The sequence below is a fragment of the Hymenobacter sp. H14-R3 genome (genome assembly GCF_030063445.1).
Classification (GTDB): Bacteria; Bacteroidota; Bacteroidia; order Cytophagales; family Hymenobacteraceae; genus Hymenobacter.
On record NZ_JASITD010000002.1, the window covers coordinates 155,708 to 170,373 of the forward strand.

General features: G+C 64.0%; 16 protein-coding genes. 9 read left to right on the plus strand and 7 right to left on the minus strand.

Annotated elements, in window-relative coordinates:
- Positions 1 to 41 precede the first annotated feature (41 nt).
- From arsB to QMK33_RS02710, 4 genes are all read right to left on the minus strand, one after another.
- A complete protein-coding gene (gene arsB / locus QMK33_RS02695) occupies positions 42 to 1,124 on the minus strand; it encodes an ACR3 family arsenite efflux transporter (protein WP_283563007.1) in 1,083 nt (360 codons plus the stop codon).
- 119 nt (positions 1,125 to 1,243) lie between these two features.
- On the minus strand, positions 1,244 to 1,381 hold the full coding sequence (locus QMK33_RS02700; RefSeq protein ID WP_283563008.1) for a GNAT family N-acetyltransferase: 138 nt from the start codon (positions 1,379 to 1,381) through the stop codon (positions 1,244 to 1,246).
- A 56-nt stretch (positions 1,382 to 1,437) separates the two neighbouring features.
- Positions 1,438 to 1,896: a DUF6428 family protein gene (locus QMK33_RS02705; RefSeq protein ID WP_283563009.1), complete on the minus strand. Its 459-nt coding sequence runs from the start codon at positions 1,894 to 1,896 to the stop codon at positions 1,438 to 1,440.
- Positions 1,897 to 1,923: 27 nt separating this feature from the next.
- Complete coding sequence (locus QMK33_RS02710) at positions 1,924 to 2,274, minus strand: ArsR/SmtB family transcription factor (RefSeq protein ID WP_283563010.1); 351 nt, start codon at positions 2,272 to 2,274, stop codon at positions 1,924 to 1,926.
- A gap of 185 nt (positions 2,275 to 2,459) precedes the next feature.
- Here QMK33_RS02710 and QMK33_RS02715 point away from each other — a divergent pair, with 185 nt between their 5' ends.
- The 4 genes from QMK33_RS02715 to QMK33_RS02730 all read left to right on the plus strand — a co-directional run bounded on the left by QMK33_RS02715 (position 2,460) and on the right by QMK33_RS02730 (position 7,470).
- On the plus strand, positions 2,460 to 3,791 hold the full coding sequence (locus QMK33_RS02715; RefSeq protein ID WP_283563011.1) for an NAD(P)/FAD-dependent oxidoreductase: 1,332 nt from the start codon (positions 2,460 to 2,462) through the stop codon (positions 3,789 to 3,791).
- An 81-nt stretch (positions 3,792 to 3,872) separates the two neighbouring features.
- Positions 3,873 to 5,225 carry a 4Fe-4S binding protein gene (locus QMK33_RS02720; protein WP_283563012.1) on the plus strand — a complete coding sequence of 451 codons (1,353 nt, stop codon included), beginning with the start codon at positions 3,873 to 3,875 and terminating at the stop codon, positions 5,223 to 5,225.
- 45 nt (positions 5,226 to 5,270) lie between these two features.
- Entirely contained in the window at positions 5,271 to 6,734 is a 1,464-nt protein-coding gene (locus QMK33_RS02725) for a cellulose synthase family protein (protein ID WP_283563013.1), read from the plus strand.
- Positions 6,735 to 6,948: 214 nt separating this feature from the next.
- Positions 6,949 to 7,470 carry a rhodanese-like domain-containing protein gene (locus tag QMK33_RS02730; RefSeq protein WP_283563014.1) on the plus strand — a complete coding sequence of 174 codons (522 nt, stop codon included), beginning with the start codon at positions 6,949 to 6,951 and terminating at the stop codon, positions 7,468 to 7,470.
- A 60-nt stretch (positions 7,471 to 7,530) separates the two neighbouring features.
- On the opposite strand, the gene QMK33_RS02735 is transcribed toward QMK33_RS02730, so the two are convergent.
- The 3 genes from QMK33_RS02735 to QMK33_RS02745 all read right to left on the minus strand — a co-directional run bounded on the left by QMK33_RS02735 (position 7,531) and on the right by QMK33_RS02745 (position 10,180).
- Entirely contained in the window at positions 7,531 to 8,151 is a 621-nt protein-coding gene (locus QMK33_RS02735) for a DUF6134 family protein (protein WP_283563015.1), read from the minus strand.
- A gap of 164 nt (positions 8,152 to 8,315) precedes the next feature.
- Positions 8,316 to 9,284, minus strand: a complete 969-nt coding sequence (gene arsM / locus QMK33_RS02740; RefSeq protein WP_283563016.1) for an arsenosugar biosynthesis arsenite methyltransferase ArsM — start codon at positions 9,282 to 9,284, stop codon at positions 8,316 to 8,318.
- Between the two features lie 200 nt (positions 9,285 to 9,484).
- The gene (locus QMK33_RS02745; RefSeq protein WP_283563202.1) at positions 9,485 to 10,180 is read right to left on the minus strand and encodes a DUF547 domain-containing protein; all 696 of its coding nucleotides are present in this window, start codon (positions 10,178 to 10,180) and stop codon (positions 9,485 to 9,487) included.
- Positions 10,181 to 10,505: 325 nt separating this feature from the next.
- Here QMK33_RS02745 and QMK33_RS02750 point away from each other — a divergent pair, with 325 nt between their 5' ends.
- The 5 genes from QMK33_RS02750 to arsS all read left to right on the plus strand — a co-directional run bounded on the left by QMK33_RS02750 (position 10,506) and on the right by arsS (position 14,627).
- Positions 10,506 to 11,195, plus strand: coding sequence for a TIGR04283 family arsenosugar biosynthesis glycosyltransferase (locus QMK33_RS02750; RefSeq protein ID WP_283563017.1), 690 nt, complete (start codon positions 10,506 to 10,508; stop codon positions 11,193 to 11,195).
- Positions 11,195 to 12,220 (plus strand): NAD-dependent epimerase/dehydratase family protein, encoded by a 1,026-nt coding sequence (locus tag QMK33_RS02755; RefSeq protein ID WP_283563018.1) that lies wholly within the window; start codon positions 11,195 to 11,197, stop codon positions 12,218 to 12,220. Before QMK33_RS02750 ends, QMK33_RS02755 begins: the two co-directional genes overlap by 1 nt.
- The gene (locus QMK33_RS02760) at positions 12,210 to 13,037 is read left to right on the plus strand and encodes an SDR family oxidoreductase (RefSeq protein ID WP_283563019.1); all 828 of its coding nucleotides are present in this window, start codon (positions 12,210 to 12,212) and stop codon (positions 13,035 to 13,037) included. Before QMK33_RS02755 ends, QMK33_RS02760 begins: the two co-directional genes overlap by 11 nt.
- Before the next feature lie 57 nt (positions 13,038 to 13,094).
- Positions 13,095 to 13,427 carry an arsenosugar biosynthesis-associated peroxidase-like protein gene (locus tag QMK33_RS02765; protein WP_068229436.1) on the plus strand — a complete coding sequence of 111 codons (333 nt, stop codon included), beginning with the start codon at positions 13,095 to 13,097 and terminating at the stop codon, positions 13,425 to 13,427.
- 153 nt (positions 13,428 to 13,580) lie between these two features.
- Positions 13,581 to 14,627 carry an arsenosugar biosynthesis radical SAM (seleno)protein ArsS gene (arsS, locus tag QMK33_RS02770; RefSeq protein WP_283563203.1) on the plus strand — a complete coding sequence of 349 codons (1,047 nt, stop codon included), beginning with the start codon at positions 13,581 to 13,583 and terminating at the stop codon, positions 14,625 to 14,627.
- Positions 14,628 to 14,666: the final 39 nt, after the last annotated feature.

Consider the following 14,666-nt stretch of genomic DNA (forward strand, 5'->3'; position numbering starts at 1 on the left):
AGCAGGTACCCTGCTCTGGAAATTGGGCTAATCACAAAAAATCAAGCAGCTGCATAATACTTGCGCCGCAGCCAAAACGCCAGGTTGACGAGCGCAATGAGGGCCGGCACCTCAATGAGCGGGCCGATGACGCCCGCAAACGCCTGCCCCGAATTCAGCCCAAACACGCCGATGGCCACCGCAATGGCCAGCTCGAAGTTATTGCCGGTGGCCGTGAAGGCGATGGACACGTTTTCGGCGTAGCTCGCGCCCAGGTATTTGCCCGCCATAAAGCTGATTATGAACATGATGGCGAAATAAATGGCCAGCGGCAGCGCAATCCGCAGCACGTCGAGCGGGATGCGCACAATCAGGTCGCCCTTCAGGCTGAACATCACCACAATGGTGCCCAGCAGCGCGCTAAGCGTAATCGGACTGATGGCCGGCAGGAAAACCTGCTCGTACCAGGCGTCGCCCCGGAGGCGGCGCAGCACGAGGCGCGACAAAAAGCCCGCCGCAAACGGCAAGCCCAGGTACAGGAGCACGCTCGGGGCAATGTCGCCGATGCCGAGATGCACGGCGTAGCCCTTCAGCCCAAAATAAGGCGGCAGCACGGTGATGAACAGCCACGCCAACACGCTGTAAAACAGCACCTGAAAGAGGGAGTTGAGCGCCACCAGCCCGGCCGCGTACTCGCGGCTGCCGTTGGCCAGGTCGTTCCACACCAGCACCATGGCAATGCAGCGCGCAATGCCAATGAGGATAACGCCCATCATGTAGTCGGGCCGGTCGGGCAGCAACCAGATGGCCAGCCCAAACATGAGCAGCGGCCCGATTATCCAGTTGAGCACCAGCGACAAGCCCACAATGCGCACGTTGCGAAAAACGCGGGGCAGCTGTTCGTACTTCACCTTGGCCAGCGGTGGGTACATCATCAGGAGGAGGCCCACGGCCAGCGGCACGTTCACGGTGCCCACCGTGAAGTAATTGATAGCCTGGTTGATATGGGGCACAAAGTAGCCCAGGCCTACGCCCAGCGCCATGGCCAGAAATATCCAGAGCGTGAGCCCCCGGTCGAGGCCGGAAAGCTTTCTTTGGGCCACTGCCGCTACGGGCGGGAGCGCTGCCTGGTTGGTCAGTTCCATAAAGAAAAAAGAAGAGGGCGGGGAAAGAACGAGTCAGGCCGCTGACGGCCGGGCACGGCGGGCCAGCCGAGGCTGCCAAGGGCCACCGGAGACTCGGGCTAGAGGGCAATAAAACGGGGCTACGCCGACTGGCCCACCGTGGGGCTGCGGCGCTCCAGCAGCAGGGTGTCGCGCCACACGCCGGCCAGCTGGGCAATGCGCTCGCGCCGGCCCACCAGCCAAAAGCCGTGGGCGGCGGCGAGGGCGTTAGTCAGCATAACAAATAAGCATAACTAATTTATTATTAGCTACTTGATTACCTCTGACACACTATTTAGCAACAGCCCCCGCCCGGCGTGCAGGCGGCCACCAGCAGCTGCGGCAGCACAAAGGCCGCGCTAGGGATGCCGCAGGCAGCCTGGGCCAGGCAGGCCGTTTGCTTGGGCGTGAGCAGAAAGTCGTGGCCGTCGAAGGCCAGGCCAAACTTGCCGATGGTGGCCTGCTGATACTCCACCTCAATATCCAGGTCCTCAGACCCCAGCATGCGCGCCGAGAGCTGGAGGATATGCAGAAATTTCTGCGGAGCCAGCCGATGGTCGTAGTCGCCGGCCTCCCAGAGCTGGAAGTTGGCCACGGTTTCCTTCCGCTCCACGCCGCCGCAGTCGATGAAGTGCTTGGTTACCAGGCCAACTTCCGTTACGTGGAAATGGGCCGGCAGGGCCGTGCCATCGGGCAGCCGGAAGCCAATGGCGGCGAGGCCCACCAGGGCCTGCTTCAACTCAGAGATTTTCATAGAAAACGAATTAGGGCAAGCCGGGGATTAACAGGCGCAGGCGTCTTCGGGGCCGCAGGCTGTGCCCGCCGTGGCTGCGCTAAAAAAAGCCGTAAACTGCTGCTGCACTTGCCGCAGCAGCTCCGTATTGAGGCAGTAGCAAACGGTGAGGCCGTCGATTTCGCCGCGTATCAAATCCAGCGCCTTCAGCTCCTGCAAGTGCTGCGACACGGTGGTGCGCGAGAGCGGCAGCTCGGCCGCGATGTCGCCCGAAATGCAGGTTTGCTTGCTGGCCAGCAGCTGAATAATGGCCACCCGCGCCGGATGGGCCAGGGCTTTGGCCACGCACGCCAGCCGCTGCTGGTCGGCGGTGAAGGCGGCGGTTTTGGCGTAGGTCATGGTGTAAAAAAGCGGTAACTGGCAATCACCTTTCGTTCTATGACGTAAATATACGTCATAGGGTATCGCAAATTTACGTCATGCAGAAAAACAAGACTATTTGAGGGTCCTAAACCCGGCGGCGGGGCAGGCACGTAGGTGCTTTGCCCGGCAGAGCCCGGCGGTTTGGGCGTTCTTTGCTTTCTATGCACCTCGTTATCATTGGCAACGGTATTACGGGCGTTACGGCGGCCATCACGGCGCGGCGGCTCTCACCCGAGGCCCGCATCACGCTGGTAGGGGCCGAAAGTGCGCACCACTATTCGCGCCCCGCGCTCATGTACCTGTACCTGGGCCACCTGCGCTACACCGACGTGAAGCCCTACGGCGATTGGTTCTGGCCCGAAAACCGCCTGGAGCTGGTGCACGCCGAGGCCACTGGCGTAGATACCGCCGCCCGCACCGTGCAGCTGGCCGCCGGCCCGCCCCTGGCCTACGACCACCTGCTGCTGGCCACCGGCTCGGTACCGCGCATTCCCGACTGGCCCGGCCGGCAGCTGCGCGGCGTGCAGGGCTTCTACGGCCTGCCCGACCTCGAACGCATGAGCCGCGACACCCAGGGCATCGGCCGCGCCGTGGTGGTGGGCGGCGGCCTCATTGGCGTGGAGCTGGCCGAAATGCTGCACTCGCGCGGCATCCAGGTCACGTGGCTGGTGCGCGAGGCGCGCTACTGGCAGTCGGTGCTGCCGGCCGAAGAGTCGGCCATGCTGGAGGCGCACATTCGTAACCAGCACATTGACTTGCAGTTGACTACCGAACTACGCGAGTTGCACGGCGATGCCCAGGGCCGCGTGCGAGCCGTAGTAACCACCACTGGCCGCGAGCTGCCCGCCGAGTGGGTGGGCCTGGCCACCGGCGTGCAGCCCAACCTGGCCCTGGCCCGGGCCGCCGGCCTCGCCACCGACCGCGGCATCCTGGTCAACGAGCTGCTCGAAACCAGCGCGGCCGGCGTGTACGCGGCCGGCGACTGCGCCCAGCACCGCCAGCCCGCCCCCGGCGAAGTGGCCGTGGAGCAGCTTTGGTATACCGGCCGCATGCAGGGCGAAACCGTAGCCCACACCCTCTGCGGCCAGCCCACGCCCTACCAGCGCGGCGAGTGGTTCAACTCGGCCAAGTTTTTCAACCTCGAATACCAGACCTACGGCCGCGTGCCCGCCCGGCCCGAAGCCGGCATCGCCAGCTTCTGCTGGCAGCACCCGAATGGAAAACACCTGCTGCGTATCAATTTCAGAGAAGCCGACCAGGCCGTGACGGGCGTAAATACCCTGGGCCTGCGCCAGCGCCAGGACGTGTGGGAGCCTTGGCTGCGCGAAAAAACGCCCATTGGCACCGTGGTAGCCCAACTGGCAGCGGCCAACTTCGATGCCGAGTTTTCGCGCCAGCACGAGCCGGCCATCCAGCGCGCGTTTGCCCAGCAGTTTCCGGGCATCGCGGTGGCGAAGCCGCGCCGCAAAAGGTTGTTTGGGCTGCTAAAGTGATGCACGCCCCATTGCCCTCCGCGGGCAGCCCCTCCCCTGCGGGGGTGGGCTGCCCGGCACCGTACTTTAAAATTCTTTCCTATGCAAGACCTCCTCGCTCCTTCCTTGGCCCTGGCACAGCCGCCAGCGGCCGCCACGCCACCCGGCGAAAAACCGGCCCTGGCGGCCGTGGCCCTGGGCCTGCTGGCGCTGCTGGTAGCCGCCGCCGATGCCGACCACAACCGGGCCCGACTGAGCCTGTACGCGGCCCTGGCACTGGTGAGCGGCGGCGCGCTGAGCTGGGCCTGGCTGGCGTTTGGGCGCACGGAAGCCGGCTGGCACCCGCACGACCTTTGGCGGCGGGCCAGTACCAGCCGGGGCACCGCGGCCTGGGCTACCGGCCTGGCCCTCACGGGCTTCTACGTAGTACTGTACTGGTTTCCGTGGCTGCTCGAAAACCTCATTAGGGCGCTCGACCCGTTCAGCCAGTGGCTGCGGCACCGGCCGGCCGACCAGTGGCTGCTCTACGGCACGTTCTACACGCTGGCGGTGCTGGTGCTGGGGGGGCGGGCGCTGTGGAAATACCGCTTTTCGCGCTACCACCTGGCGCGCACCGCCTCGGTAATGTTCTTCCAGCTGGGCTTCAGCTTTTTGCTGCCGGGGCTGCTGCTGGCAATGCAGCAGCCCGAGTATTACTTCTCGTATTTCTGGCCTTTGAAGTACGACTACCTCTTTCCCGACACCATTGGCAAGCTGCTGCACGGCGGCGGGCTAGGCGTGTTTATGGTGTTTTGGGGGGTAGTAATGTCGTTTTTGGCCACGCCGGTGCTCACCTATTTCTTCGGCAAGCGCTGGTACTGCTCCTGGGTGTGCGGCTGCGGCGGCCTGGCCGAAACCGCCGGCGATGCCTACCGCCACCTCTCCGACAAAAGCCGGCAGGCCTGGCGCTGGGAAGTGCGCCTCCTCTATCCCATTCTGGGGCTGATAGTGCTGCTCACGGCGCTGCTGTGGGTGGGGGCCTCGGGGGCGGTGCCGGCGCTGGGCGTGGTTACGGGGCCGCTGGGGCAGTTTTATGGCTTTGCGATTGGCAGCGTGTTTTCGGGTATTGTGGGCGTGGGCTTTTATCCGCTCATGGGTAGCCGGGTGTGGTGCCGCTTTGGCTGCCCCATGGCCGCCTACCTGGGCCTGCTGCAAAAGCACTTCTCGCGCTTCCGCATCAGCACCAACGGCGGGCAGTGCATCTCGTGCGGCAACTGCTCCAACGCCTGCGAAATGGGCATCGACGTGAAGCAGTATGCCCAGCGGGGCGAGCCCATTGTGCGGGCGGCCTGCGTGGGCTGCGGCCTCTGCGCCACCGCCTGCCCCCGCGGCGTGCTCAGCCTGGAAAATGGCCCGCGCGCGGGCCGGCTGGCGGCTTCGGCGTTCATTCACGCCGATTCGTTGCGAATTTTGTAGGGCATCTGCGCGGGCAGCCTCCCTTTCTTTTTCTCCTCTCTTTTCATGCTTCTTCTCGCCACCGGGCTGGTCGTTGTCTACGGCCTGTGCCTGGTATTTATGCTGGGCTTCAGCCTCACGCAGGGGCAGCTTACCTGGCTGGCGCGCCGGGCGCGGCCCCTGCCCCCGCCGCCCGCGCCCGCCGTGTGGCCCTCGGTAACGGTGCAGCTGCCCCTCTACAACGAGCGCAACGTGGTGGAGCGCCTGCTCGATGCCGCCGCCGCGCTCGACTACCCGGCCGACCGCCTGCTCATCCAGGTGCTCGACGACTCGACCGATGCGGGCGTGGCCCTGGCCGCCGCCCGCGTGGCGCACTACCGGGCGGCGGGCCACCGCATTGCCCACGTGCGCCGGCCCACCCGCCAGGGCTACAAGGCCGGCGCGCTGGCCCACGGCTTGGCCGAAACCGACGCGGAGTTTATTGCCATCTTCGACGCCGATTTTCTGCCCGAGCCGGATTTTCTGCGGCGTGTTATTCCCTACTTCACCAGCCCCGACATTGGGATGGTGCAAACCCGTTGGGGCCACCTCAACGAGCACGACTCGCTGCTTACGCGCCTCCAGGCGTTTGGGCTGAACGCGCATTTTCTGGTGGAGCAGGTGGGGCGGCAGGCCGGCGGGCACTTCCTCAACTTCAACGGCACGGGCGGCGTGTGGCGGCGCGCCTGCATCACGGACGCCGGCGGCTGGCACGCCGACACCCTCACCGAAGACCTCGACCTGAGCTACCGCGCCCAGCTGCGCGGCTGGCGCTTCCGATACCTGCCCCAGGTGGTGGCCCCCGCCGAGCTGCCAGCCCACCTCGACGCCCTGCAAGCCCAGCAGCACCGCTGGAACAAGGGCGCCGCCGAAACCGCCCGCAAGCACCTCGGCCGGGTGTGGCGCACGCCCGGCCTGCCGCTGGCTACCCGGCTGCACGCCACTTTTCACCTGCTCAACAGCTCGGTGTTTGCCGTTATCCTACTCATGGCGCTGCTGAGCGTGCCGCTGCTTTTTGTGCGGGCTTACCAACCGGGGTTTGAGCTGGTTTTTCGGCTCGCCGCTGGCTTTGTGCTCACGCTGCTGCCGCTGGCCTACTATTACTACACCGCCTGGCGGCGGGCGGGGCCGCAGGGTGGCCGCTGGTTTGGGCCGACGTTTCTGCTGTTTTTGGCTTTGTCGATGGGCCTGGCCTTGCACAATGCCCGCGCCGTGGTGCAGGGCTGGCTGCGCCGGGCCTCGCCCTTTGTGCGCACGCCCAAGCTGGGGGCAGGCAGGCCCGGCGAGCCGCCCGCCCGCCACAACCGCCCGCGCCAGGCCGCGCCGCTGCCCCTGGCCGAGGGCGCACTGACGCTCTATTTTCTGGTGGGAATAGCGGCGGGCTTTTACTACGGCAGCTACGGGCTGCTCCCGTTTCACGGGCTGCTGGTGGCGGGCTTCGGCACGCTCACCGGCTACGGCCTGCGCCAGCAGCTGGGAGCCAGGGCCTAAGACAGCCAGCACTTAAATAGCTGATAAACAGTATTTTACGTAATTTTTTCGGTGAGCCAAAATGTACGCTACACGTTGACTGCGTAAGCCCTGAAGGAAAAATAAGCGCAATCGGCCAGCTAGTTAACCGGCCCGCCCTCGTATTACGTAGCTAAGCCACCACCCGGCTAGCCCAGCGCGGCAAGCGGTTTTTGTGGCTCCCTCTCTCCTACCCATGACTCGTTTTTTTTCCTGGCTCGGGGTACTCGCGCTGCTCGGGTTTGTGGCCTGCCAGCGCCGCAAGCCCGACGCCCCCGCGACCACCAATTCCCTCTATTCAGCCATGCTCAATAGCCTGCTCAAAGAGTCGGTGCCCTTTGTGAGCGTAACCCAGCTGCGGCAGCAACCCGCCCCCCCGGTGCTGCTCGATACCCGCGAGGCCCCGGAGTTTGCCGTCAGCCACTTGCGCGGGGCGCGGCTGGTAGGCTACGATAAGTTTTCGCTGGCCACCGTGCAGGATATACCCAAAGATGCGCCCATCGTGGTGTACTGCTCGGTGGGCGTGCGCAGCGAAAAAATCGGCGCGCAGCTAACGCAAGCCGGCTTCACCCACGTGCGCAACCTCTACGGTGGCATTTTTGAGTGGGTGAACGAGGGCCAGCCAATAGTAACGGCCGCAAACCAGCCCACCGACCGCGTGCACGCCTACTCGCCTGCCTGGGGCATCTGGCTCAAGCGCGGCGAAAAGGTGTATTGAAGGATTGGGCCGGGGGGTGAGGCCCCGCACGACCTGCTGCCCACAGCAACCGTTTACCCTCTACTCCGGCAGCAGGCGGATAATAAAGTTCTTGAGCGGGTTCTTTTTAATAATCGTAACCAACTGACCGTTTGCGTATTGGTATTCGTCCTCGCGGCCATCGCGCAGGGCCTGCCAACTACCGGCCTTGCCCCAGCTCAGGGCGAAGTAGTCGCCGAAGTATTCGGCAAAGGCCCGCGCCTGGCCCGCTGGCGGCTCGCCAAAAAACAGGTTGGTAACGGCGTAGCGGATGGGCTGCGTTTCGGTGGCCTTGTAGTGGTGCTTGTACTGGTCGGCCACAATGTCGTAGTGGTCGCCCTTCCACTCGGCTCTGGACGAAAAATTGCCCTGATTGGTATGCGCCTCCACGGTCGAGAGCAGCAGCTGGCCGTTGCGGAAGCGGTTGGTTACCTGGTAGTAAATTTTGAGGTGGTAGAACAGGAAGTTCACCTTCACGTCGCTCACCAGCGCGTACGTCACATCGGGGCCCACCGGGGCTTGGCGCGTGGCCGTCATGGTACCCACCCGCAGGCCCGCCACCTCAATGCCGTAGTGCCGCACCTCGGCCGCAACGGGCCTGGGGGCTTGCGCCACCGCCGCCAAAGGTAGCGCGCTGAGAAAAAGCAGGCTGGGCACTAACATTCTTATTTTCAATTATTTATAGTACAAATGAACGTCATGCTGAACGCAGGAAAGCATCTCGCATGGGGTGGTAGTCAACAGGGCTGAACAGCTGCGTTACTGCTGCAAGCGAGATGCTTCCCTGCGCTCTGCATGCCGTTTATTTCTAGTCCGCTATTGTGCCCTCAGCAACAGCCGCCGCCGTCGTAGTGGTAGGTGGGGGGCGAGAGGAAGATATCGGCGCGGCGCAGCTGGGCCAGGTTGCCGGCGGTTTTGTCGCACACGGCCAGGGGCTGGTTTTGCATGAGCACGTGGCCCCGGTGGTCGTCAAAATACGCTTCGCCGCCGTAGTAAATGGCGGTGCGGCCCGTGAAAATGCACGGCCCGTCGGCCGGCATCGGGTCCTTAATGGCGCACACTTCCACGCTCTCAATAAAAATCAGTTCGTTGGTGGCGTAGTGCTGGGGCGAGAGCACGCGGTAGGCGCGCTTGGCGCGCACTTCGATGGTGCCGAAGCCCACTTCAGCAATCAGGTTCAGGTACTGCTGCAAGGGCAGCGAGCCGGTGAGGCAGAGGGCGCGCAGGCGCTCGTCGGCGCGCAGCTCGTCGCTCATGGGCTGCTCGCAGGTGGGGTCCGATAGCACGAGGCGGCCGTGGGGCTTGAGCACGCGGTAGGTTTCCTGGAGGGCGCGCTTGAGGTCGTCGAGCTTGAAAATGTTGAACAGGCAGTTTTGGGCCGCCACGTCTACGCTCTCGTCGGCCACGGGCAGGTGCAGGGCATTGCCGGCGCGCAGGTCCACAAACTCGCTTTTAAACCAATCGTTCTGCTGCTCAGCGGCTTGCATGTTGTCGCGCGAGGCATCGAGCATCTCGCTCACTACGTCTACGCCAATCACGGCGCCCGGCCGGCGGCTGAAATACGCAAATTGCAGCAGCTCCATACCGCCGCCCACGCCCACGTAAAGCACGGTGGGCGAGTTGGTTAGGTCGCGCGGGTTCACGGTGCTGCCGCAGCCGTAGTTCATGCTTAGCATGCGCTGCGGAATGCGGAGGCCGGGCAGCTGCCACACCGGGTTGGTGGTGCAGCAAAGGCCCACCTGGGGCTCCTGGGCCGCCTGGCGGTATACATCGGCGGTGGTATCTAAGTAGCTCATTTACTGGTTTTTTAGGCAGAAATTCAGGTCTGTACCACGGCGCTGTCGGCGCGCCAGGGCCAAGGCAGAAAACTAACAGAACGGCATGCTGCACGCAGGCAAGCATCGCGCGCGCAGCAATAATCAAATCGTTGAGCGAAGCAGGCGCGGTGCTTCCCTGCGTGCAGCATACCGTTCTGTTATGGCTACTCAACAGCACGCTACTGCTTATTCAGATTCCAGTTGTAATCCAGGTAAGAAATCTTGGTGTTGCCGTCGATTTTGGTGGTTGAGTAGCGGTTGACCCACTTCACCACCGACTGGCCATTCTTTTCCCAGTCGCCCTTGTACCAATCGAAATACTTGGAGAGCTGGGCCGCCGGCTTGCCAATCTTGTTCTTGGCCGGGTCGTTCACAAAGTCGCGGCCCTGGTCGTCGAGCTGCTTTTCGAGTTGGGCGGCGGTGTAGGCCTCATTGCGCAGGCGGGGGCACGAAATGGACGCGCACACCAGCGTAAAGTGGATGCGCGGGTCGTCGAACTTCTTACGCAAAATGCCGTGCTCAATGTTGTCGAGGCTCATCTTCTCGCCGCCGATGCTGAAAAACTTGGCCGCCCAGGGCGTAGTCACGAACGGGATTTTGATTTTCGAGCCAATGTCCTTGATGCTCTCGACCGGGTAGTGGTTGAGGATGAGGCGGATGGTGTAGGCGTTGTAGGCGTTTATCCAGTAGGCCATCTGGTCGGCCTTGCTCCAGTTGGCGGCGGGCGGGTTTTTGCTCAGCAGGGCCAGGTACTGGTTAAAGGCTGCTTCATCGGCCTTAAAGCCCTTGTAGTCAACTAGTCCCTGGGCATTGACGTGCTTTTTGAGCAGCCGGTCGTAGGCGCTGTGGTCCACCACGGCGCTGGCGGCGGGCATGGCGTAGGTGGGCGTTGGCACGGGGTTGAGGCCGGGTACTACCACGGCCACGGCCGTGAGCGTGCCCGCCGCTAGCACGAGAGCGGCTATGGTCGAGGTTTTCATGAGCTTGTTCATTGGGGTTACATACGGGGAAAGGCCAACATAAAGATTAGCGGGTGCAATCTTCCGGGTGCCAGCCCCAGGGCCGGCGGGCGCGGGCAAGCGCGGCGGCCGGTGCTGCAAACGGCTTTTACCGCGCCATTGGGGAGGCACTTTGGTCCAACCCGCCCTCATCTTCGTTAATTGATGCGGAAATTGCGGCTCCGTAGCCGTTTTGCCAGTTATGCTCAGCGTTATTATTCCCACCTACAATGAAGCCGCTAACATTGGCCGGCTAGTGGCCGACCTGCGCCGCCACACCCCGGCCGAGGCGGTCGAGATTCTGGTGGTGGATGCCGGCAGCCCCGACGGCACTGCCGAGGCTGCCCGCGCCGCCGGGGCCACCGTGCTGCAAGCCCCCCGGCCCGGCCGCGCGGCCCAGCTAAACCACGGGGCCCGGCAGGCACGGGGCGAGGTGCTGTATTTCGTGCACGCCGACGTGGGCATTCACCCCGACTACGTGGCCACCATTGCGGCGGCCGTGGCCCAGGGCCACGCGGCGGGCTGCTACCGCTTCCGGTTCGACTCGGCGCACCCGCTGCTGCGCCTCAACAGCTACGGCACTCGCTTTAAGGGAATTATGAGCCGGGGCGGCGACCAGACGCTGTTCGTTACGCGGGCGCTATTTGAGCAGCTGGGGGGCTTCGATGAGCAGTTTGTGATAATGGAAGACTTCGAGATTATCCAGCGCATTCGGCGGGTGACCGACTTCTACATCGTGCCGCTGAACGTGGTGGTGTCGGCCCGCAAGTACGAAACCAACGGCTGGCTGCGCGTGCAGCTAGCCAACCTCACGGCCTTCGCTCTTTACTTTCTCAAGCAGCCGCCAACGCGCATTGCGCGCACCTACAAGGCCCTGCTCAACTACCGCTGATGCCCCCGCTCCCGCTCCCCCGCGTGCTCGTGACCGGCGCCAACGGCTTCCTGGGCCGCCACCTCGTGGCCGAGCTGCTGCGCCGTGGCTACCCCGTGCGGGCGCTGGTGCGGCCGGGCGGCGTGGCGAGTTCGGCCCTGCCGCCCTTGCAGTCGCTGCCCATTGAGGTGTGCGAGCTGGACCTGGCGCAGGTAGTGTACAAGGAGGCTTTGGCCGATACTATCGGCGGTTGCGGGGCCATTATTCACGCCGCCGCGCTGGCCCAGGTAAATCCTGCCCGCAGCCGGGCCGTGCGGGATACCAATATTTATGGCACCGAGCAGGCGCTGCGCCTGGCGCGCAAAGGCGGGATTGAGCGCTTCGTGTACGTGGGCACGGCCAACGTCTTCGGCTTCGGCACGAAAGAGCGGCCCGGCGACGAAACCAGGCCCTACGCTGGCCGCCGCTACGGGCTTGATTATATGGATAGTAAGCGCGCCGCCACCGACCGCGTGCTGGCCGCCGTGGCCCGCGAGCAGCTGCCCGCCGTGCTGGTGCACCCCACCTTTATGCTGGGCCCCGGCGATGCCCGGCCCACCTCGGGCGCGCTGCTGCTGGCGCTGCGCGCCGGCCAGCTGCCCGGCTACCCGCTGGGCGGCAAAAACTACGTGCACGTGCGCGATGTGGCCGTGGCCACTGCCAACGCCCTGACCCAGGGCCGGGTGGGCGAGTCGTACATTCTGGGCCATGAAAACTTGAGCTATAAAGAAGCCTTCGGGCTGATAAGCGGCGTGCTGGGCGTGGTGCCCCCGCGCTGGCCGGTGCTGCCCCCGCTGGCCAATTTCTACGGCGTGCTCTGCGACCTCAAAGCCCGCCTCACCGGCCGCCCCGCCCAGCTAAATGCCGCCATGGCGGCCGTGGCCAACGATGGCCACTACTTCACCGCCCAAAGAGCCCGCGCCGAGCTGGCCCTCCCCCAAACACCCATTACCCAAGCCGTGGCCGAGGCCCGCGACTGGTTTATTACGCACGGCTATGCTACCTAAAACTACCGGCCCGCTGGCGGGGCAAGTTGCCCTTATCACGGGCTCCGAGTCGGGCATTGGGCGCGAAACGGCCCGCGCCTTTTGCCGGCAGGGGGCCGCCGTGGTGCTCAACGGCCGCCAGGCCGAGCGCCTCGAAGCCACCCGCCAGGCCCTGGCCGCCGAGGGCTACCAGGTGGCCGCCTGCGTGGCCGACGTCACCGACTACGCTGCCTGCGAGCGCCTCGTGGCCACGGCCATCGCCCACTTCGGCCGGCTCGATATCCTGATTGCCAACGCCAGTATTTCCCAGCGGGCCTACTTTGTCGATATGCAGCCCGACGTGTTTCGGCAGGTGCTCGATAGCAACGTCTACGGTGCGGTGTACCCGCTGAAGGCGGCTCTGCCGCACCTCATTCAAGCCAGGGGCAGCGTCACCTTCATTTCCTCCATTTCGGCCCTCAACGGCATGCCCAGCGGCTCGGCCTACTGCGCCGGCAAGGCTGCGCTGGCCAACCTCGCCCACACCCTGCGCCTGGAACTGGCCGACACCGGCGTGCATTTTGGGGTAGTGCACATTGGCTTTACCCGAAACGACCCCGACAAGCGCGTGCTCAACGCGGCGGGCCAGCCCGTGCCCATTGCGCACCGCTCGGCCCGCTGGCAAAAATCGCAGCCCCAGGTGGCGACCATTATCCTGAACCACGTGCGGCGGCGGCGGCGGCGCACGGTTATTTCGGCCCTGGGCCGCCTCATTCTGGTAGTGCACACGCTGCTGCCCCGCCTCGGCGACTGGGTGGTGCTAACTTCCCAGCGCCGGCTGCGCAATTTTTACGAGTAGCCCGCCGGCAATCTGTCTCCTGTCCTTTCTTCGTAGTATACTTTAAAAGTCCTGCCCATGGAAACGTATTACAACCCCGCCGACCTCAAGAAATTCGGCAACATCGGCGAGTTTCAGAAAGAGTTTGCCGATAAGTTTTTCGCCTACTACGGGGCTGTTTTCGCCGAAGGTGCCCTCACGGCCCGCGAAAAGTCGCTCATCGCCCTGGCCGTGGCCCACGCCGTGCAGTGCCCCTACTGCATCGACGCCTACTCGGCCGACACGCTCGAAAAAGGCTGCACCGAGCCCGAAATGATGGAGGCCGTGCACGTGGCCGCCGCCATCCGGGGCGGCGCCACCCTGGTGCACGGCGTGCAGATGATGAACAAGGTCAAGGAGTTATCGATGTAAAGTATTTTAAAAGAACGTCATGCCGAGCGCAGCGAAGCATCTCGCTCGCGCCGTTGGACGATTGAGTTACTGCTGCCAGCGAGATGCTTCGCTGCGCTCAGCATGACGTTCTTTTTTGTCTATCAACCTGGTAGACAGATTTTTATTTCTATGATAAAATCTCTCAAGGCCACCGGCAACCAGCTCGCCGACTCGGCTTTCCAACTCACCGTACTGCGCCAGGAAGTGGTGGACGTGCTGCACCTGCCGCCCTTCCACCAGAAGATGCAGGCGGCCAACCTGTTCCCTTTGCGGCCGGTGGCCCCGGCGGTGCTGCAAATCAACGTGGGCAAAATGTGCAACCAGGTGTGCAAGCACTGCCACGTGGATGCCGGCCCCGACCGCAAGGAAATTATGACCCGCGCGACGATGCAGCTCTGCCTCAACGCGCTGGCCGCCACCGACATCCCGACGGTGGACCTCACCGGCGGCGCGCCCGAGATGAACCCCGACTTTCGGTGGTTTGTGGAGGAAATCAGCAAGCTGGGACGCAAGGTGCTGGTGCGCTGCAACCTCACCATCATCGTGGCCAATAAAAAGTACCACGACCTGCCCGAATTTTTCAAGCAGCACGGCGTGGAGGTGGTCAGCTCGCTGCCCTTCTACTCGGCCGACAAAACCGACCGCCAGCGCGGCGACGGCGTGTTCGACGACTCCATCAAAGCCCTGAAGATGCTGAACGCCGTGGGCTACGGCCAGCCCGGTAGCGGCCTGACGCTGAACCTGGTATATAACCCAGCCGGGGCCTTCATGCCCGGCCCGCAGGCGGCGCTGGAGCGGCAGTTCAAGCAGGCCCTGAGCAAAGACTTCGGCATCGTGTTCAACAGCCTGTTTGCCATCACCAACCTGCCGGTGAGCCGCTTTCTCGACTACCTCGTGGAATCGGGCAACTACGCGGGCTACATGGAGAAGCTCGTGAACGCTTTCAACCCCACGGCGGCGGCCGGCGTGATGTGCCGCGACACCATTTCGGTGGGCTGGGACGGCGGCCTCTACGACTGCGATTTCAACCAGATGCTCGACCTGCACGTGGCCAGCACCAGCCAGCACATCCGCGATTTCGACGCGGTGGCCCTGGCCCAGCGGGTCATTGTGCTCAACCAGCACTGCTACGGCTGCACGGCCGGCGCGGGCTCCAGCTGCGGCGGCACGGTGGCGTAGCAGCCCCATCCCCGGCGTTTACTAACGTCAGGCTCCCCT

Bases quoted from the DNA above. Each gene is read 5' to 3' on its own strand.
- QMK33_RS02760 (WP_283563019.1), top strand. From the start codon at position 12,210: ATGCTACCTAAAACTACCGGCCCGCTGGCGGGGCAAGTTGCCCTTATC.
- QMK33_RS02705 (WP_283563009.1), bottom strand. From the start codon at position 1,896: ATGAAAATCTCTGAGTTGAAGCAGGCCCTGGTGGGCCTCGCCGCCATT.
- QMK33_RS02745 (WP_283563202.1), bottom strand. From the start codon at position 10,180: ATGCCCGCCGCCAGCGCCGTGGTGGACCACAGCGCCTACGACCGGCTG.
- QMK33_RS02730 (WP_283563014.1), top strand. From the start codon at position 6,949: ATGACTCGTTTTTTTTCCTGGCTCGGGGTACTCGCGCTGCTCGGGTTT.
- QMK33_RS02765 (WP_068229436.1), top strand. From the start codon at position 13,095: ATGGAAACGTATTACAACCCCGCCGACCTCAAGAAATTCGGCAACATC.
- arsM (WP_283563016.1), bottom strand. From the start codon at position 9,284: ATGAGCTACTTAGATACCACCGCCGATGTATACCGCCAGGCGGCCCAG.
- QMK33_RS02720 (WP_283563012.1), top strand. From the start codon at position 3,873: ATGCAAGACCTCCTCGCTCCTTCCTTGGCCCTGGCACAGCCGCCAGCG.
- QMK33_RS02715 (WP_283563011.1), top strand. From the start codon at position 2,460: ATGCACCTCGTTATCATTGGCAACGGTATTACGGGCGTTACGGCGGCC.
- QMK33_RS02710 (WP_283563010.1), bottom strand. From the start codon at position 2,274: ATGACCTACGCCAAAACCGCCGCCTTCACCGCCGACCAGCAGCGGCTG.
- QMK33_RS02755 (WP_283563018.1), top strand. From the start codon at position 11,195: ATGCCCCCGCTCCCGCTCCCCCGCGTGCTCGTGACCGGCGCCAACGGC.
- arsB (WP_283563007.1), bottom strand. From the start codon at position 1,124: ATGGAACTGACCAACCAGGCAGCGCTCCCGCCCGTAGCGGCAGTGGCC.
- QMK33_RS02735 (WP_283563015.1), bottom strand. From the start codon at position 8,151: ATGTTAGTGCCCAGCCTGCTTTTTCTCAGCGCGCTACCTTTGGCGGCG.
- QMK33_RS02725 (WP_283563013.1), top strand. From the start codon at position 5,271: ATGCTTCTTCTCGCCACCGGGCTGGTCGTTGTCTACGGCCTGTGCCTG.
- QMK33_RS02750 (WP_283563017.1), top strand. From the start codon at position 10,506: ATGCTCAGCGTTATTATTCCCACCTACAATGAAGCCGCTAACATTGGC.
- QMK33_RS02700 (WP_283563008.1), bottom strand. From the start codon at position 1,381: ATGCTGACTAACGCCCTCGCCGCCGCCCACGGCTTTTGGCTGGTGGGC.